This is a genomic window from Blautia liquoris (assembly GCF_015159595.1).
Lineage (GTDB): Bacteria > Bacillota > Clostridia > Lachnospirales > Lachnospiraceae > Novisyntrophococcus > Novisyntrophococcus liquoris.
Window position 1 is genome coordinate 2,111,827 of sequence record NZ_CP063304.1, and the last position, 19,194, is coordinate 2,131,020.

13 protein-coding genes are annotated in these 19,194 nt (G+C 43.7%); 1 reads left to right on the forward strand and 12 read right to left on the reverse strand.

The window, feature by feature from the left end; translation table 11 throughout:
* Positions 1–26: 26 nt before the first annotated feature.
* The 8 genes from INP51_RS09755 to INP51_RS09790 form a co-directional block, all read right to left on the reverse strand.
* The gene (locus INP51_RS09755) at positions 27–494 is read right to left on the reverse strand and encodes a ribosome maturation factor RimP (protein ID WP_193734668.1); all 468 of its coding nucleotides are present in this window, start codon (positions 492–494) and stop codon (positions 27–29) included.
* 152 nt (positions 495–646) lie between these two features.
* On the reverse strand, positions 647–1,474 hold the full coding sequence (locus tag INP51_RS09760) for a mechanosensitive ion channel family protein (protein WP_193734669.1): 828 nt from the start codon (positions 1,472–1,474) through the stop codon (positions 647–649).
* Positions 1,475–1,506: 32 nt separating this feature from the next.
* On the reverse strand, positions 1,507–2,769 hold the full coding sequence (locus tag INP51_RS09765) for a DUF1015 domain-containing protein (protein WP_193734670.1): 1,263 nt from the start codon (positions 2,767–2,769) through the stop codon (positions 1,507–1,509).
* On the reverse strand, positions 2,766–3,929 hold the full coding sequence (locus INP51_RS09770; protein ID WP_193734671.1) for a phosphoglycerate dehydrogenase: 1,164 nt from the start codon (positions 3,927–3,929) through the stop codon (positions 2,766–2,768). The genes INP51_RS09765 and INP51_RS09770 overlap by 4 nt, the downstream gene beginning before the upstream one ends.
* Positions 3,922–5,007: a 3-phosphoserine/phosphohydroxythreonine transaminase gene (gene serC, locus INP51_RS09775; RefSeq protein WP_193734672.1), complete on the reverse strand. Its 1,086-nt coding sequence runs from the start codon at positions 5,005–5,007 to the stop codon at positions 3,922–3,924. Before serC ends, INP51_RS09770 begins: the two co-directional genes overlap by 8 nt.
* A gap of 164 nt (positions 5,008–5,171) precedes the next feature.
* On the reverse strand, positions 5,172–5,513 hold the full coding sequence (gene yajC, locus INP51_RS09780; protein ID WP_230406939.1) for a preprotein translocase subunit YajC: 342 nt from the start codon (positions 5,511–5,513) through the stop codon (positions 5,172–5,174).
* A 134-nt stretch (positions 5,514–5,647) separates the two neighbouring features.
* Positions 5,648–6,778, reverse strand: coding sequence for a tRNA guanosine(34) transglycosylase Tgt (gene tgt / locus INP51_RS09785; RefSeq protein ID WP_193734674.1), 1,131 nt, complete (start codon positions 6,776–6,778; stop codon positions 5,648–5,650).
* Between the two features lie 104 nt (positions 6,779–6,882).
* Positions 6,883–7,854, reverse strand: a complete 972-nt coding sequence (locus INP51_RS09790) for a Na/Pi cotransporter family protein (RefSeq protein ID WP_193734675.1) — start codon at positions 7,852–7,854, stop codon at positions 6,883–6,885.
* A 249-nt stretch (positions 7,855–8,103) separates the two neighbouring features.
* Between INP51_RS09790 and INP51_RS09795 the strand changes: the two genes are divergently transcribed.
* Positions 8,104–12,348, forward strand: a complete 4,245-nt coding sequence (locus INP51_RS09795; RefSeq protein WP_193734676.1) for a 2-hydroxyacyl-CoA dehydratase — start codon at positions 8,104–8,106, stop codon at positions 12,346–12,348.
* A gap of 104 nt (positions 12,349–12,452) precedes the next feature.
* Here INP51_RS09795 and INP51_RS09800 read toward each other — a convergent pair whose 3' ends face one another.
* From INP51_RS09800 to INP51_RS09815, 4 genes are all read right to left on the reverse strand, one after another.
* Positions 12,453–13,532 (reverse strand): glycosyltransferase, encoded by a 1,080-nt coding sequence (locus tag INP51_RS09800; protein WP_193734677.1) that lies wholly within the window; start codon positions 13,530–13,532, stop codon positions 12,453–12,455.
* A 131-nt stretch (positions 13,533–13,663) separates the two neighbouring features.
* The gene (locus INP51_RS09805; RefSeq protein ID WP_193734678.1) at positions 13,664–14,842 is read right to left on the reverse strand and encodes an iron-containing alcohol dehydrogenase; all 1,179 of its coding nucleotides are present in this window, start codon (positions 14,840–14,842) and stop codon (positions 13,664–13,666) included.
* Between the two features lie 17 nt (positions 14,843–14,859).
* The gene (locus INP51_RS09810; protein ID WP_193734679.1) at positions 14,860–15,690 is read right to left on the reverse strand and encodes a hypothetical protein; all 831 of its coding nucleotides are present in this window, start codon (positions 15,688–15,690) and stop codon (positions 14,860–14,862) included.
* A 185-nt stretch (positions 15,691–15,875) separates the two neighbouring features.
* A complete protein-coding gene (locus INP51_RS09815; RefSeq protein ID WP_193734680.1) occupies positions 15,876–18,950 on the reverse strand; it encodes a glycoside hydrolase family 2 TIM barrel-domain containing protein in 3,075 nt (1,024 codons plus the stop codon).
* Positions 18,951–19,194: the final 244 nt, after the last annotated feature.

Here is a 19,194-nt window from a genome sequence, read left to right on the forward strand (position 1 = left end):
CTCTTTTCCTCCTGTGAGACTTTTTATCAAAAATCTAAAGCCAGTCGTATCAATGCGATATCTTTTTTGTCAAATGTTCTTGTGTTTCCCTCTCCTGTAAGAATAGTCACACTGTTCTCATCATATGCATTCAACAGTCCATAAAATTCCTTTTGTCTTTCAATGGCACGGTAGGTGCGGATCTCTACTTCTTTTCCCACACTTCTCTTAAAGTCTTTCTCTTTCTTCAGCGGACGTCCCAGTCCCGGAGAACTGACCTCCATAATATAAGAATCTTCTATAAAGTCCTCTTCATCCAGTTTTTTCCCAAATGCTCTGCTTACTACTTCACAGTCATCTATTGTGATTCCGCCTTCTTTGTCAACATAAGCCCTCAGATACCATGTTGCGCCTTCTTTTACGTACTCTACATCTACCAACTCAAATTTATGCTCATCCATGATGGGCTGCAGTAATCTTTCTGATTTTAGCTCATATTCTTCTTTTTTGCTCATTGCTCTCACCACCTTTGCGGTATAACTAACTTCTTGACCCTGAGTATCAAAACAATAAAGAAGAGTGGACACGCGTCCACTCTTCAGCCAGTAACTTAATAACATGACAAGTATAACACTTCTTTTGATATAAATCAAGGGTAATTTTGGCACTATTCACGAAGATGAACGCCTAATTCATTATCGGCCATGCGAATACCCTCTTCATCCATCCTGATCTTTATCCTCTCCAGCATATCCCATCGTAGTTTTGAATAATCACTGCTTTTCGTCCATGCATGAAATCCTGCGATCACAGCCCTTCCATCCAGTTCATCCACGAAGAATTCTCTTTGATCTTTCAAGAATCTGGGCTCCTCATCTACGAGTTCAAGAAACAGCTTTTTCACTTTCAAAAGATCTGACTCACCAGAAACGGCTATCTTGATCTCAAGTCTTCTCTTGTCCATCGCAGTCACATTCGTGATGGTGTGATTCGTAAGATTTGAATTGGGAATTTTGATCACCTGATTATCTCCAGTTACAATTGTAGTGTAATACATCTCAATTTTCTTTACCGTACCTTCCACCTGGTCTGAGGAAGAGATAATGTAGTCTCCAGCTTTAAAAGGTTTCAAAAATAAGATCAGCATACCACCCGCCAGATTTGACAATCCTCCCTGCAATGCCAAAGAGACGGCGACCCCCGCCGAAGCCAAAAGTGCAGTGATAGAAGATTCTTTTACGAGATCCAGTTTCAAAATTATCGTGATAATCGTAAAAGCCAGCACAAAATAGCGAACGAGAGAGACTAAGAAACCAGCAGCAGACGGCTCCACATGAAACCGCTGCATGTTCTTTCTTAAGTTATCACAAACTTTGCCTGTAATCTTGCTTATGACAAAATAAACGATCACGGCAAGCAGTATCTTTGCCAAGAACTCGAGAGCACTCATTCCTGTCTTGCTCATCCAGTCTTGTATCGTATCCCATATGGTCATGACTTATACCCCTCTTTGGTGATTTCTCATGTTCAGAAACGTTCTATCTTATGTATGAACAAACCGCTTCGAAGCTTTGGTTCAAACCATGTTGATTTTGGAGGCATCAGCATATCTGCATCTGCTGCTGCAAGTAGTTCTTCCATAGATGTCGGATACAGGGCAAAAGCACATATGCAGTCATTGTGGCATCTTTTTTCCAGTTCGTCAAGGCCGCGAATCCCTCCGACAAAATCAATTCTGTCATCACTTCTTGGATCTTCAATGCCAAAAACCGGCTTTAGTATCTCCCGCTGCAGATATTCTACATCGAGAATACCAACCGGATCTTTCTTTGTATATTCCTTCTTAACCTGCAGGCGATACCATGTTCCATGTACTCGATCCGAATCCGAAAGGAAAAATCCCATCTGGCCTTTCTCTTTCGGACGAACAGGCCGTTCAGCAGAAGACTGCACCGTAAATCTTTCACCAATCAGCTCTAATATTTCATCCCGGCTGTGTCCGTTCATGTCTTTGATCACTCTGTTATAGTCTTCAATGCCTAAATCACTGTCTGCAAACAGAACCGAAAGAAAATAGTTGTATTCTTCATTTCCCATATGATGTGGGTTGTTTTCTGCCCGTTCTTTTGCTACCCGGACGGCTGATGCCGCTCTGTGATGTCCATCTGCAATATATGTATGATCGACCGTTTCAAACATTTTTGTCAGTTTCCTGACGCAAAGGGGATTATTGATGCTCCACACCCTGTGCACCACACCATCATCCGCAGTGAAATCATATATCGGAGACTTCTTCTTTTCCAATTCCAGTATTTTTTGGATGGCAGGATTCGCCCGATAGATCAAAAGCACAGGTCCTGTCTGAGCACTCAACACATCAATATGTTTCGTCCTGTCTTCTTCTTTTTTTGCCCTGGTTTTCTCATGCTTTTTTATGACACCTGCCAGATAATCTTCCACAGAAGAGCAGGCACAAAGTCCTGTCTGTCTATGGCATCCTTTTGTCAATTCATATATATAATAACATGGGTTCGCGTCTTCTATCAAGGTCCCTTCCTGCTGCATAATTTCAAAAGTCTCATTTGCCTTCTGATATACAATAGATGCATACATATCTGTTTTTTCGTCAAACTGGGTCTCGGGGCGATCAATACGAAGAAATGAATACGGGTGTTCTTTTACATATTTTCTTGCTTCCGTTTTACTATAAACGTCATAGGGAAGTGCAGCAACGAAAGCTGCTGACTCCTGTGAGGGCCTTAATGCCCGAAATGGTCTGATATTCGTCATTTTACAATTCTCACACGCAGAACGCCTTCTATGGATTCCAGTTTCTTTATAATATCACTGGTAATCGGACTTTCAATGTCAATCAGTGTATAGGCATAGCCATCTTTCCCTTTGTTGGTGAGATCAGCAATATTGATTCCCGCCTCGCCAAGCACACTGGTAAACTGTCCAAGCATATTCGCAATATTTCTGTGATTAATCGCAATCCGTCCTTGTGCCAAGCAGCGTCCCATATCACATGACGGATAGTTCACAGAGTTTTTGATATTCCCGTTTTCCATATAGTCTCGCATTTCTTTGACAGCCATCACAGCACAGTTATCCTCAGATTCCTCTGTAGAAGCACCCAGATGTGGTGTCACAAGTATGCCTGGTTCTCCGGCAACCGTCGGATTTGCGAAATCTGTAACATATTTTTTTACTTTATGTGAGCGAAGCGCCTGGACCAGCGCTTTCTCATCGACAAGGAGGTCGCGCGAAAAGTTCAGGATAACAACTTCATCTTTCATCAGTTCAAGGGCTCTTGAATCTATCATATTTCTTGTACTGTCTGTCAGCGGAACATGCACCGTTATATAATCACATTCTCGATAAATTTCATCCAAGTCCTGAATATGATGAATTGAACGTGAAAGATTCCAGGCGGCGTCCACAGATAGATATGGATCGTAACCATAGACGTCCATGCCAAGATGTGTCGCTGCATTCGCAACCAACTGGCCAATTGCTCCAAGGCCGATAATTCCAAGCTTTTTACCATTGATCTCACATCCGGCAAATTTCTTCTTCTGCTTCTCTGCCTGTGCATTCACATCTGGATTGCCTTTTTGGCTCTTCACCCATTCGATTCCTCCCATGATATCTCTGGATGCCAACAGCATTCCGGCGAGTACTAACTCTTTGACACCATTGGCATTGGCCCCGGGAGTATTAAAAACCACGATTCCGTGTTCTGCACACAGCTCAAGGGGTATATTGTTCACCCCTGCGCCCGCCCGCGCTATGCAGGCGAGGTTTTCCGGCAGCGAAACATCATGCAGATTGGCACTTCTTATCAACAGTACTTCAGCATCCTCCATCTGATCCGTTGCTTCATAATCGGGCCCGAGTTTCGAAATCCCTACTTTCGAAATTGGATTTTGACAATTATACTTAAACATGATTAACCTCCTCAAACTGTCTCATAAATTCAACCAGCTTTATCACGCCTTCCTTTGGCATGGCATTATAGATGCTCGCTCTCATTCCGCCTACTGTCCGATGTCCTTTCAGGTTTACGAGTCCGTACTCGGCTGCCTCTTTAACAAACTTCGCATCCAGAGATGAGTCTCCTGTTATAAAGGGAACATTCATCAAAGAACGTGACTCCTTTTGTACAGTGCCCTTAAACAGATCGCTGGAATCAAGATAGTCATACAAAATTGCGGCTTTTTCCTCATTTTGTTTTTTCATGACCTCAAGTCCGCCCCTCTTTTTCAGCCATTTGAATACCTTGCCGCACATATAGATGCAGTAGCAGTTTGGTGTATTGTACATAGAATTGTGATCCATGTAGGTTTTATAACGCATCATCGTTGGCGTCCCTATAAGTACGTCTTCCGTAATTAAATCTTCCCGGACAATTGCAATTGCCATGCCGGCGGGCCCTATGTTCTTTTGTACTCCTCCAAATATAATTCCATATTTTGAGACGTCTACAGGCTCTGACAGGAAACAGGAAGAGACATCTGCAACAAGTGGTCTGCCCTTGGTGTTTGGAAGAGTTTTGAATTTCGTTCCATAAATCGTATTGTTTTCACAGATATATACGTAATCTGCATCCGGACTAATCATAAGATCTGAGCAGTCGGGTATATAAGAATAGTTTTTATCCTCAGAACTTGCAATCTTTACGGCATTTCCATACATAGACGCTTCCTGCCAGGCCTTTTTTGCCCATTGCCCCGTAACAACGTAATCGGCAGTTTTGTTCTTCATCAGGTTCATCGGGATCATCGCAAACTGAAGAGAAGCTCCCCCCTGGATAAAAAGTACTTTATAATTTGATGGAATTTCCATCAGTTCCCTTAAAGTTTCCTCAGCCTCATTGATGATTCTTTCAAAATCCTTTGAACGATGGCTCATCTCCATCACGGACATTCCGCTTCCTGGATAATCAAGCATCTCATCAGCGGCTTCTTTTAATACCTCTTCGGGCAGTGTCGCCGGCCCTGCAGAAAAATTATATACTCTGCTCATGAAATCATCCTCCTGTTTTTATGTGCTTTATCACGCTACAATGATAATAATATACTCCATATACCATTCTATTGTCAATGAGCATTAGCCGCAAACGTATGGATTCTCTGTACTGAATCTGCCAGAATACGAAAAAACAGGCTCCAAGGAGCCTGTCTGTGTTATTATTTTGATGATTTTTTCTGTTTCTTTTCTTTTTTATTATCTTTTGTCTCTACAGGTTTTGTCTCCGGCTCTTTTGTCTCTACAGCATCGGACTGTTTCTCAACTTCTGCAATAGCCGACTTTCTCATCGGTATACGGCAGTTTTTGTTATTGCCGAACTCCACAATTACATCTTCATCAGTGATATCAATAATGATACCGTAGAATCCGCCGTTTGTGACAACAGCGTCACCCACACTCATGTCGCTTAACATGGCCTGTACTCTCTTTTGTTCCTTTTTCTGAGGCCGTATCATCATAAAATACATAAGTCCGATAAGTACAACCAGCCAGATAATCATAAATCCGCCGCCAGCAGCACCGGCCGCCTGACCTCCTGCCCCTGCGTTTGCTAAAATCATGTTATTTCCTCCTACTTTCATTCCAGAATACTACAAATCATAATACAGTAAATTGCTCGATTGTACAAGTCTTTTTAAGAATTCTGTGAAAATCCATCCAGTTTTTTTCTTTTATAAGATGCAAAGCATCCCTCATCAAGAGCATCGCGGATTTCTTCCATCATAGTATTATAATAATACAGGTTATGCAGTACGCAAAGTCTCATGCCCAGCATTTCTTTCGCCTTCAAAAGATGATGAATATAAGCTCTGCTGTAATGGCGGCAGGCCGGACACTGGCATCCATCTTCGATTGGTGCAGCATCCATCTTATACTGTGCATTGAACAGATTCAGATGCCCCTGATCGGTATAGACATGGCCATGACGTCCGTTACGGCTGGGATAGACACAGTCAAAGAAATCCACGCCTCGCTCCACACCTTCCAGAATATTCGCCGGTGTTCCGACTCCCATCAGATAAACCGGTTTATTCCTCGGCAGATATGGCACTACCTCATCCAAAATCTCATACATCTGTTCGTGAGTTTCACCGACAGCAAGACCACCTACTGCATATCCGTCGAGATCCATCTCACTGATCTTTTTTGCATGTTCAATTCGAATATCGCTGTAAATCGCTCCCTGATTGATTCCAAAAAGGAGCTGATGTCTGTTAATTGTATCCTCCCGACTATTAAGCTCTGTCATCTTTTTCTTACAGCGGAGAAGCCATCTAGCTGTCCGATCCACGGATGCCTGAACATAAGCTCTGTCGGCGACGCTTGACGGGCATTCATCGAATCCCATCGTAATGGTCGATGCCAAGTTGGATTGAATCTGCATGCTTTCCTCAGGTCCCATGAAGATTCTTCTGCCATCAATATGTGAATTAAAATAGACACCTTCTTCTTTGATCTTTCTTAATTTTGCGAGTGAAAAGACCTGAAATCCGCCCGAATCAGTCAGAATCGGCTTATCCCAGACCATAAATTTGTGGAGACCTCCCATTCTTTTGATCAATTCGTCTCCTGGCCGAAGATGAAGGTGATATGTGTTTGACAATTCTACCTGTGTCTTTATCTGCTGCAGATCCATGGTTGAGACAGCCCCTTTTATCGCTGCTGCAGTGCCGACATTCATAAATACAGGGGTCTGAATCGTACCGTGAACTGTGGCTAGTTCGGCACGCTTTGCCCTGCCCTCTTCTTTTAATATTTTATACATGTTTTCCTCTTGTCTGTAACTGTGATAATCCGTATATTAAAGGGGTCAAAAGCCCCTTGACGCTTTCAATATTATAACGAATCCCTGCAGACAATGCAAGCCAATTATTCACGCTCATCGGGAACCATGATTTTTACAGCCTTTACCATAACTTTAGTAAATGGCAGCCACAGGAAGGTACATGCAAGGTTAAACACTGTATGTGCATTCGCAATCTGTCTGGCAATCACATCCACTTCCGGTCCCTTGGGAGATATCCATATGATAAATCTGGTAAACCACGGAAGAAGAATCAGAAACAGTATACTGCCGCTGATATTCAAAAAACTGTGGCAGACGGCTGCCCGTCTGGCATTGACCGGCTGACCAACACTTGCCAGAAGTGAAAGGAATGTTGTCCCGATGTTATCTCCCATCATAACGCAGGCTGCGCCTGAAAGTCCTATGATACTGCTCACACCATCCTTTGCCGGCTGTAAAGCCAGGCTTTGCAGGACAGCAATTGTGGCATTGCTGCTTTGTACGATCATCGTCATCAAAGTCCCGGTTAATACCCCAAGGACTGGAATGTCCGCCACCTTTCTCATCATATTGACAAATATCGTACTTGCCGCCAGAGGTCCCATTGCTGTCTTCATCGTGTCAATTCCGACAAAGAGTATCCCGCATCCCAACAGAACCAGACCCGTTAGTTTTGTATTCTTTTGTTCTCCGATAAAATATATTAGAAATCCAACAAAAACCACAATCCATATGTAATCATTTATTTGAAATGCAATCAGTTGTGCCGTCACCGTTGTTCCGATATTCGCCCCCATAATGACTGTAACAGCCTGCGGTAATGTCATAAACCCGGCACTTACGAACCCAATCACCATAACCGTGACAACACCGCTGCTCTGGAGTACTGCTGAGGCAGCCGTTCCGGCAAGAACACCTGCAAGCGGATTTTTTGTCATAGCTGTCAGGACACGCTTAATTCCTTCACCGGCCGCACATTTTAGATTTTCTGTCATCAGATTCATACCGAATCCGAACAGTGCCAGCCCTCCCAGAAATTTCAAAATCATCTTCATAAAACATTTATCACTCTCCTTTCCATTCGAATGGCCGATAATCTTTACTAAATTACGTCATATTATAAAATTTCAAGAAAAATCGCTGTTTTTAAAGCTTAAAATCATTTTTTTGTCAATTGATAATTTTTCATTTTTGTCGTATTATAGATAATAGGCTCAAATAGTCAAGTATTCCATGAATTTATATACTAGTTAACCTGCAGTTATTCATTGATTTTTAACTGTGTAAAAAAGGAGTTCTTTTTTATGATTACATATACACTTGGTATTGACATTGGTTCAACTACCGTTAAGATCGCTATTCTTGATGAACAGCATACTCTGATGTTCTCAGATTACGAAAGACACTATGCCGACATCCAGGGAGCCCTTGAGAAACTTCTGGTAAAAGCCCATCAGCAGCTTGGAGAGATGACCTTAAGTCCAGTAATTACCGGTTCGGGCGGGCTGACTCTCTCAAAGCATCTGAAAGTTCCCTTTGTCCAGGAGGTAATCGCGGTGTCCACTGCCTTAAAGGCACATGAACCTAAAACGGATGTCGCCATCGAACTGGGCGGAGAGGACGCGAAAATCATTTACTTTGAAAACGGCAATGTAGAGCAGCGGATGAACGGAATCTGTGCCGGCGGCACTGGATCCTTTATTGATCAGATGGCTTCTCTTTTGCAGACGGATGCGGCCGGGCTAAACGAATATACAAAACACTATCACTCTATCTATCCTATTGCAGCCCGCTGCGGTGTATTCGCCAAAACAGATATTCAGCCTCTGATCAACGAAGGAGCAACCAAGGAAGATCTCTCCGTCTCTATCTTTCAGGCCGTTGTAAACCAGACGATCTCAGGCCTTGCCTGCGGAAAGCCAATTCGCGGACATGTTGCATTCCTGGGCGGCCCGCTTCATTTTCTTCCGGAGCTTAAAAAATGTTTCATAAGGACCTTAAGTCTTGACGATGAACATACCATAGCTCCTGAGAATTCGCATCTGTTCGCGGCCATCGGAAGTGCATTAAATGCGGATGAGAAGGTTCAGATCTCTCTGGAAAACCTGATTGGTCAGCTCCACCAAAGAGTAAAAATTGATTTTGAAGTTGAGCGAATGAACCCATTGTTCTCTTCGAAGAAAGAATATGATAAATTTCTCGACCGTCAGAACAAAAATAAAGTTACCACAGGAGATCTGTCTGCTTACGAGGGAAACTGTTATCTCGGAATTGATGCCGGCTCCACGACAACGAAGACCGCTCTGATCGGTGAAGATGGAGCCCTCCTGTACAGTTTTTACAGTAACAATCACGGAAGTCCGCTGGACACTTCGATTAAGGCCATACAGGAGATCTATGATCATCTGCCCGAAAAGGCACATATTGTCTATTCCTGCTCCACCGGTTACGGAGAAGCACTGATTAAGAATGCTCTTTTGTTGGATGAAGGAGAGGTTGAAACGATCTCCCACTATTACGCCGCTGCTTTCTTCGATCCGCTTGTCGACTGCATCCTCGATATCGGCGGTCAGGACATGAAATGTATCAAGATCAAGAATCATGCGGTGGACAGCGTGCAGTTAAACGAGGCATGTTCTTCCGGATGTGGTTCTTTTATTGAAACTTTTGCCCAATCATTAAATTACAGTGTACAGGACTTTGCCAAAGCCGCTTTGTTTGCCGAGAACCCGATTGATCTTGGAACCCGCTGTACAGTATTTATGAACTCAAAAGTAAAACAGGCACAAAAAGAGGGTGCCACCGTTGCGGATATTTCCGCCGGACTCGCCTATTCGGTGATCAAGAATGCCCTTTATAAAGTAATCAAGGTGTCCGATGCCTCTGAACTTGGAAAACATATCGTTGTCCAGGGTGGAACTTTTTATAATGATGCTGTATTAAAAAGCTTCGAACAAATCGCCGACTGCCAGGCCATTCGTCCCGACATTGCCGGAATCATGGGGGCTTTCGGTGCTGCTCTGATCGCACGGGAACGTTACAGCGAAGATAGGCAGACAACGATGCTTTCTATCGAGGACATCAACAACTTAAAGTATTCCACAAAGATGGTCAACTGCGGCGGATGTACGAATAACTGTCGTCTGACTGTCAACAATTTTTCCGGAGGCCGTCACTATATCAGCGGCAACCGCTGCGAGCGCGGTCTGGGCAGAGAAAAGAAGAAAAACGACATTCCAAACCTCTTTGACTACAAGTACAAAAGACTGTTTCGATATAAACCCTTAGATGAGAAAGAAGCGTCAAGAGGACAGGTCGGAATCCCCCGTGTGCTGAACATGTTTGAAGATTATCCATTCTGGTATACCTTCTTTACAGCCCTAAAATACCAGGTAGTGCTCTCTCCATCCTCCTCTCATAAGATATACGAACTGGGCATAGAGTCTATCCCAAGTGAATCGGAATGTTATCCTGCAAAGCTTGCTCATGGCCATGTCACCTGGCTGATTAAACATGGGATAAAGTATATCTTCTATCCTTGTATTCCCTATGAGCGTGATGAATTCCCAGAGGCAGTCAACCACTATAACTGTCCTATTGTCACCTCCTATGCGGAGAACATAAAAAATAATGTGGATGAGCTGAAAGATCCGTCAATTAAGTTTCGGAATCCTTTCCTGGCATTTACGAATGAACAGGTTCTGGCTGACGGCCTTGTAAAGGAGTTTTCTCAGATTCCGGAAAAAGAAGTTCGTCACGCTGTCAATAAAGGCTGGACAGAACTTGCACATATGAGAAAAGATATAGAAAAGAAAGGCGAGGAAACTCTTGCCTGGATGGAGAAAAATCACAAAAGAGGCATCGTTCTGGCCGGGCGCCCTTATCATGTCGATCCTGAGATTCACCATGGAATTCCGGATATGATTAATTCCTATGGCATCGCCGTGCTTACAGAGGATTCTGTCTCTCATCTGGCTCCTCTGGAACGTCCGCTTCGTGTAAACGATCAGTGGATGTATCATACCAGACTATATGCAGCTGCCAATTATCTGAAGACAAGAGATGATCTCGATATGATACAGCTGAACTCCTTTGGGTGTGGTCTGGACGCTGTCACCACGGACCAGGTGTATGAGATCCTGACAAACAGTGATAAGATCTATACCTGCTTAAAGATTGATGAAGTCAATAATCTCGGAGCCGCACGAATTCGTGTCCGTTCCCTTCTGGCTGCCATTCGCGCCAGAGACGAGGCAAAAGCGAAGCGCAGCATCCGGCCAGCCTCTGTCAAAAAAGTAGCATTTACAAAGGAGATGCGCAAGGACTACACAATCCTCTGCCCGCAGATGTCTCCGATCCACTTTTCTATCATGGAGGCAGCCTTTCGTGCCAGTGGCTACAATCTGGTAGTTCTGCCAAATGACAACAAAGAGGCTGTTGATACAGGACTTAAGTATGTCAACAACGACGCCTGCTATCCTTCTTTGATGGTTGTAGGTCAGATTATGGAGGCTTTGCAGTCCGGGAAATATGACCTGGATAAGGTTGCAATTATCATGTCGCAGACCGGCGGCGGCTGCCGTGCGTCAAACTATATCGCCTTTATACGCCGTGCCCTTGAAAAAGCAGGCATGACCCAGATTCCGGTAATCTCTCTGAATCTGAGTGGTCTTGAGAGCAACCCCGGTTTCAAAATCACGCCTGGTCTGGGGCTTCGGGTTTCCTATGCAGCTGCATTCGGAGATATACTTATGAAATGCCTGTACCGCATGCGCCCCTATGAGATTGAAAAGGGTTCTGCAGACAGGCTGCACCGCAAATGGGAGCGTTACTGCATCGACTTTATCCGTGGAAAACATATTAGCCACACGAAATATCAACAGATCTGCCGTACAATCATCCGCGATTTTGACAATCTGCCAATCACCGATGAAGTTAAACCAAAGGTCGGAATCGTGGGAGAGATCCTCGTCAAATTCCTTCCTGCCGCCAACAACCATCTGGCTGAACTCCTGGAAAAGGAGGGCGCCGAGGCCGTATGCCCGGATTTGATCGACTTTATGTGCTACTGTTTCTACAACTCCAACTTCAAAGTTGAGCATTACGGGTTCAAAAAATCCGGAGCAGCGCTTGCAAATCTGGGAATTAAATACGTCAACTGGCTTCGTTCGGCCAGCACAAAGGAGTTTGAAAAGAGTAAACATTTTACACCTCCGGCTAAAATTGATGATCTGGCAAAGATGGCATCGCCTATCGTCTCCATCGGCAATCAGACCGGTGAGGGATGGTTTCTGACCGGTGAAATGCTGGAACTGATTCATAACGATGTGCCAAATATCGTATGTATCCAGCCGTTTGCCTGCCTGCCAAACCACATCGTCGGCAAGGGTGTTATAAAATCCATCCGGAAGAAATACCCTCAGGCCAACATCGTAGCGATTGATTATGATCCAGGTGCTTCCGAGGTCAATCAGTTAAACAGAATTAAATTGATGCTCTCGACAGCCGGCAGGAACCTGGAAAACCAAAAAATCAGCCTATCTGAATGACCTTTCCGTACAATTTCAAAAAGACTGCTGCAGCATCTGATTTTAACCGGCTGCTGCAGCAGGTCAATCTGATTTGTTCTCCGCCTTTGCCGGAATCGCCTCCGTCAATGCACTCCCAATCTTCTTAAAAAGTATTCCCGATTCGCAAGATACGTCTTAGAATCGGGTCTTACTTTTCCCGCCATCTCGTTGTACATCTGGGCCGTTTTGTAATCGCCAAGTCTATCATAACACACACACAACTGGAGATACGGAATATAGTCATAACAATCCAGTAAAACAAATCCACCTCTCTCATCCCGTCTTTTTGTATTTGCAGCTTGTTTATACCAGAAAACTGCAATTGGATACTTTTTCTTATCAAAAAAACATCTTCCAATATCACAGCAAATCTCTGCCCTTGGGATATCCAGACTTAAACTATAGAACAAGGCCTGAAGTTCTTGCTTCTCCTGCCCCATATGATGATAACAATCAGCCAAATGTCTGCATGCCTCAATCTGGTTTTCCAGCCATCCATCCTCTGACTCTAAGAAAACCTCATAATTTTCTTTTGCCTCCTCGTATCTTCGATGGTAATACAGCTCCCCGGCATAGTAAAACTGCTGACGTGGATCCAACGGGATGCCTTCATGGATCATCTTTTCAAAGATTCGTAAATTTCTGTCAGGATCAGAAGCTTTTATTTTCCTGTGCTCGATCCCTGTCTCAGAATAGATGATATTCCCGCTCGGTGTTATAGCCTCGTGGATTGGGCTTACCCACAGATATCCTTTATGATTTTTAATTAGTCTCTCGCGGTAATAGGAAAAGTTTGGATTCCCCATATCATCAAATCCCGTGTGATACTTCATCATCACAATATCAACGGCGGGGTCCAAATCTCTCTTGAGATCTAAGAAATCTCTCCTGTCTTTTTCACTGATCACATCATCGGCATCCAGCCACATCAGATAATCCTTTGTTCCCCTGGAAAATGCAAAATTCCTTGCAGCAGCAAAATCATCAATCCAGACAAAATCATAGACCAAATCAGTATATCTGGATGCAATCTCCCGTGTTCGGTCTGCAGATCCTGTATCGACAATCACAATCTCATCCGCGATATCCTGTACACTGTCAAGACATCGTGCGAGAACTTCTTCTTCATCTTTTACAATCATACATAAGCTGATTGAAACCATAGAAACCAGTCCTTTCAATTTTCGGATACTCTCTATCTAGCCTATGTTGTAAAAGCAAAATAAGGTACCGGAAACGAAAGAAGTTCTCGTTTTCGGTACCTTATAGAAGTTTATGGTTTCTTGAGAAAAGCTTATGCCATCTTGTATATCGTTTCTACCTCAGCGGCAGACAATGGTTTCAGTCTGGAGAGCTTCAGGGTATCCTGCTGTGTGGCGTTCATCGCAAGATCGTGGATTTCCTCATCAGATGGGTGAATCCCCAATTCTGACAATGAAATCGGCATACCCAGGGATTGAAAATATTCTTCTGTCTTCTCAATTCCCTCTTTGGCTATTTCCATCTGGCTCTTCCCCTGAGAAGAAATTCCCATGACATTTACCGCATATCGGGCAAATCTGTCTGGTGCAGTATCGTACTGAAATCTTGCCCATGATCCCCACAGAACAGATAAGGTTTCTCCATGGGTGATATCATACTTTGCACCGAGTGCCTGACCCATCTTATGAACGGAAAAATCTTTTCCTCTTCCACAACTGGTCAGATCGTTGTGGGAAAGACTGCTGCACCACATAATCTCAGCCATCACATCATAATCTTCTTGATTTTCCAGAGCTTTTGTGCCATTTCTCATGACAGTTCGAAGGAGACCTTCCGCAATCTCATCTGTCATCTCGCAGGTGAAACCGGGGATAAAATAGCGCTCCATGGTATGCATCATGATATCCGTAACACCACATGCGATCTGTTTTTTGGGAACTGTGAAAGCAAGTTCCGGATTCATCACTGCAAATTTCACTCTGTTAAACGGTGTACTGATTCCAACTTTTCTGCCCACTTCTTCATTAGTAAGAACTGCGGAATCACTCATCTCACTTCCGGCCGCTGCAATCGTCAGCACCACACCCACAGGTATTGATTTTGTAAGCGGAATCTTTCCGGTCCAGATCTCCCACAGGTCAAGTGTTGGATTCGCAGTGCCATGTGCGATCCCTTTTGCGGTATCAATCACACTTCCGCCGCCTACACCGAGTATAAAATCGGCCTGAAATTCAATTGCCTTCTTCACACCTTCCTCTGCCAGTGCAAGACGCGGATTGGGCTTTACTCCTCCGATCTCATCATAGACAATATCTTCTTCATCCAGAGATCTTTTCACTCGGTCAAGCACGCCGCTTTTGATAACGCTTCCGCCGCCGTAGACGATTAAAACGCGGGATCCTCCCCACTTCTTCACTTCAGAACCTGCCTGTTTCTCTGTTCCCTTGCCAAAAACAACTTCTGTCGGTGCATACTGTACAAAATTATCCATCTCTTCCTCCTATATGATCATGTCAAAAATCCATAGTTTACATAGCTGTCCTTCCCCCAGTGACCTGTCACCTGATAGATAGAACCGGGTTTTACATCTTTTAATACATATTGGTTCTCTTCCGATTCAGGTTTCATCTTTTCACCATCAGGTACATCCGAAGTATCCGAAAAGTCTGTTCTCATATCCGAAGTCCAACATATCACCTCTATGCTGTCCGGTTGGCTGGAGAAATTCAGGGTAATATCCGAAGCCTGACTCAGATTAAGATTGTTGATCTCCTTCCATGCAAGAATATGGGCTGTATCTGCAATAGATGACTGGAGGTCTCCATTCTTGTCATAATAGCTCCAGCGAAAACCGCCTTCTGTGGACGCAGCTGAGACCACGCCCAGTCCATCTTGATATTCAAGACTTAAGTAGGGACGAACTGCCGACTTGATTCCTGAAGAAATTTGCTCAACAACATCCTGGTATTGGTCCGCATCCGAAGGTTTCCCTTCTTCTTTTACTTTGATCTTCGTCACCCCTGGATACTGTCCTGGATAAGTCTGCAGCATGATTCCATCACCATAAATAATGAGAATATTTCCCTTCTTCAGGTCATCCTTTGTTATTTTCCTGTCCTTGGAATCAAGAATATTTTCAGGCATTGTAACGGTGAATACGCTTCCATTATGCTGATCGATCATAACATAATGCTCCGCATCTTTTCCATAAGGAACATACATGACTGTATTTTTGACTTTATCGTCTCCAACCGTATGACATGCAGCTGCTAATAAAACTACTGCGACAACTGTAATCGTGATCCATATCCTCTTATTGTTTCTACATTTCGGTTTCATATCGGCCTCCATATCCGGACTTTCGCGCCAAATAATGGGTGGTATCATACAACAATACCCGGGTCAAAAGGTCCTGCGTTTCATGCCCTATGATGTTAAGTAAAGTATAGCAGTATTGACAGCTGCATGCAAGATTATGATTAAAAAACAGTGTCTCAAGTTGATGAGGCACTGTTTTTAATTCATTAAATTTTATATGGCTGTAATTGGAAACTAAAGGTAACTGTCTCTTCATCTAGTTTGTATTTTTCCAGAAGACTCGGTCCGCAGCTGTTCGTTCCAATTCCATTCTGCCGATAGTCGACACATAAAACCGTATATCCGCTTGGCACCAGCTCATAGTTGTGAGCTTTGCTCGTCAGCTCTTCCTGTGTATAGACTGACGTGTTAAAGGAAAACGTCTTATCGCTGACCACCGTCAGACCGTATCTTTCACTTTGAACTTTGACATATTCGCAGTCATCGTGACTGCCGTTCTCCTGCGGTCTGATATAATCCTCATGCATTTTTGCGACTTCATCTTTGAAAAGTCCATGGAAACTGGCTCTGCGCTTATCCGGATAGCTCTCCACCGGTCCAAGTCCGTAATAGACAACTTGATCCATCTTCTCCGGCAAAAACATACGAATACCGAATCTTGGGAGTTCAGGAAATTCCATATCTCTCTTCATGTGTATCTCGGCTTTCACCTTTCCGCACGAATCTATGCTCCACACAAGCTGAATATTCAAAATTCTCTGAATGGTAAGTGCCGATAAAGAAACCGTACTTTTTATCGTAACCTGATTCTCGGACTGTTCCATCGTTGTCTCATATGCCCTGGAAAATGCATGATCATAGTGAGCACGCATCCATTCATGTTTAAGATTTCGATCATTGTCGGTAGGCGCACGCCAGATGTTCAGTTCCATTGGCTGTTCCAGTAACTGCTGCTGTTCATAAACCATTTCTTTGAAAAGACCAGTCAATTTGTTGTACGTATAGGAGAATGCCTCATTCTCCACATACAGATATCGATCATCTTCTTCTACATGAATTTCATCGTGACAATACTTTTCATCTTTCAAAAGCTGCAGTGTCATCTGATTTTGGCAATCCTCTGTCTCCACCATAATTTCATCAAATCCGAGCGGAAAACCAGCCTTTAAAAGGCCCTCGTCCAAAGCCAAAGTGTAATTCACCTTAAGCCAACATTTTCCTTTTGACGGAACATGAAAGTTCAGCTTCAAAGCTGCTTCTTCATGTGCGGGAATATCTGGTATCTCATCCGTCCCCACTGTGCCTGTTCCCACAATCTGTCCATCGCAGTTCAGCTCATAATCCAGATTAAGGTATCCTTTTAGATTTTTGAAGTCCATATAATTGTGAAGTGTGATTTCTTTTGTCTCCTGATCGAAAGATACTACTCTTGCCGGCCGATGTACATTCTTAAACTCCAGAAGTCCTGTATGTGGTCTGCGGTCCGGATATACCAGTCCGTCCATGCAGAAATTGCCGTCATTTGGGTCTTCCTGGTGATCGCCGCCATAGGCGTATATCTTCTTTCCATCTATGGTCTCACCCTTATAGATCGCATGGTCACACCACTCCCACACAAACCCGCCACAGAAACCATCATATTTTTGGAACTTTTCAAAGTATTCTTCCAGATCCCCAGGGCCATTGCCCATCGCATGGCTGTACTCACACATGATAAAAGGTTTATCCGGGTTGTCGCCGAAGTAATCCTCAATCTCGAAAAGTCCGGGATACATCCGGCTGTACAAGTCAATATTGGAATAATCATATTTTCTGTCATTGGATGTGTACCGCGCAGATTCAAAATGTGTCAGCCGGCCAGGATCGAATTTCTTCGTCCATGCAAGAGCAGTTTCAAACGTACACCCATATCCGCATTCATTTCCCATCGACCAGATTACCACACATGGCCGATTCTTATCTCTTTGCACGAGCCGCTTTGTCCGGTCGACGACAGACTCAGTGAAAGCCGGGTTGTCTGCAATTGGTCTGCTCCATGCTGCAACCCTTTTCTGCCAGTCATCGCCCTTCAGATACACATCGTTTGCCCCATGAATTTCATCATCGGCTTCATCAATAAGGTAAAAACCATATCTGTCACACAACTGGTAAAACTGCGGTGCATTTGGATAATGACTTGTGCGGATTGCATTGACATTATGCTGTTTCATCACAAGTAGGTCTCTCTTCATCTGATCTAAAGAGATCGTAAATCCAGTCACAGGATCACTGTCATGTCGGTTTACACCATGGAACTTCACTTTTGATTCATTGATATACAAGACTGCATCTCGAGTCTTGATTTCTCTGATTCCAATCTGGTCGGCGATCACTTCACCGCCACAGACAATCTCAATACGATAGAGATAAGGGTCCTCTGCACTCCACAGATGGGGAGCTGAAACTTGCAGAGAGACCAAAGACTGCCATCCCTCTTCATCCTCTTTGATCTGTTCCGCCTCCGACTTTGAAACAAGATTTTTGGCCTGGTCATATAAACATACAGAAACCGGCATGAATTTGTCCATATATTTAAATCGAACATCAACTGTGGCTTTCTGCCCCGTGATACTTGTCGTTGTGAAGTAATCACAGACGCACTGTTTCGGTCTTTTCAGAAGATAGACATCACGGAAGATACCACTCATACGAAATTTATCCTGGTCTTCTAGATAACTTCCGTCGCACCACTTCAATACCAACACCGCCAGTGTGTTCATCCCATCTTTTAAAAACTTAGTCACATCGAATTCACTGGTAGAATGCGACACCTGACTGTATCCTACGTAAGATCCATTCATCCAGACGTAAAAACAGGAATCTACCCCTTCAAAGTTCAGATAAGCATTCAAAGCCTTTTCATCTGTTTGATAACTGAATGTATGCACATAAGTTCCACATGGATTTTCCAGCGGTACATATGGAGGATCCATAGGAAACGGATATCTCGTATTCGTATACTGATGATGATCATATCCATGCATCTGCCATACACTCGGAACAGGGATCTCATCAAAAGATTCCGTATCAAAATTCTCCTCATAAAACTTCTCTTTTACATCATAGATACTTGCATAATAGCGAAACTTCCAGTTTCCATCCAGCAGCTGAAAGCGATCGGAATCCTCCCTATGTTCCACCAGGTTCTCAATTGCTCTCGAAGCCGGTATATAATACGCCCGGCTTGGCATCGTATTCTCATGCAAAATATCAAGATTTTCGTAATTTGCTGGTACAATCATTATAAATTATCCCTCCTAATACAAATTTTTCTCAATTAGCCGCCCTGTCAGGCCGTCATCTTTATTGTAGCCTGAACGAAAGAAAAATGCTATAATAAGTTTTATACAAAACATGCACGAAATGATACCCCAGGATCCCAAAGTCTTGCTTTCATGCTTGCATGAAAAAGCAAGACCTTGGGATCCGCAAAAACATGAGAATGTAACCCGTTAGGGTGGAATTCGAATGTTTTTAAGATTGTGT

Excerpts from the sequence above, each read along its gene's own strand:
- INP51_RS09815 (WP_193734680.1), bottom strand. The coding sequence starts at position 18,950 with ATGATTGTACCAGCAAATTACGAAAATCTTGATATTTTGCATGAGAAT.
- INP51_RS09790 (WP_193734675.1), bottom strand. The coding sequence starts at position 7,854 with ATGAAGATGATTTTGAAATTTCTGGGAGGGCTGGCACTGTTCGGATTC.
- INP51_RS09755 (WP_193734668.1), bottom strand. The coding sequence starts at position 494 with ATGAGCAAAAAAGAAGAATATGAGCTAAAATCAGAAAGATTACTGCAG.
- yajC (WP_230406939.1), bottom strand. The coding sequence starts at position 5,513 with ATGATTATCTGGCTGGTTGTACTTATCGGACTTATGTATTTTATGATG.
- INP51_RS09770 (WP_193734671.1), bottom strand. The coding sequence starts at position 3,929 with ATGTTTAAGTATAATTGTCAAAATCCAATTTCGAAAGTAGGGATTTCG.
- INP51_RS09805 (WP_193734678.1), bottom strand. The coding sequence starts at position 14,842 with ATGGATAATTTTGTACAGTATGCACCGACAGAAGTTGTTTTTGGCAAG.
- serC (WP_193734672.1), bottom strand. The coding sequence starts at position 5,007 with ATGAGCAGAGTATATAATTTTTCTGCAGGGCCGGCGACACTGCCCGAA.
- INP51_RS09765 (WP_193734670.1), bottom strand. The coding sequence starts at position 2,769 with ATGACGAATATCAGACCATTTCGGGCATTAAGGCCCTCACAGGAGTCA.
- INP51_RS09810 (WP_193734679.1), bottom strand. The coding sequence starts at position 15,690 with ATGAAACCGAAATGTAGAAACAATAAGAGGATATGGATCACGATTACA.
- INP51_RS09760 (WP_193734669.1), bottom strand. The coding sequence starts at position 1,474 with ATGACCATATGGGATACGATACAAGACTGGATGAGCAAGACAGGAATG.
- tgt (WP_193734674.1), bottom strand. The coding sequence starts at position 6,778 with ATGTATAAAATATTAAAAGAAGAGGGCAGGGCAAAGCGTGCCGAACTA.
- INP51_RS09795 (WP_193734676.1), top strand. The coding sequence starts at position 8,104 with ATGATTACATATACACTTGGTATTGACATTGGTTCAACTACCGTTAAG.
- INP51_RS09800 (WP_193734677.1), bottom strand. The coding sequence starts at position 13,532 with ATGGTTTCAATCAGCTTATGTATGATTGTAAAAGATGAAGAAGAAGTT.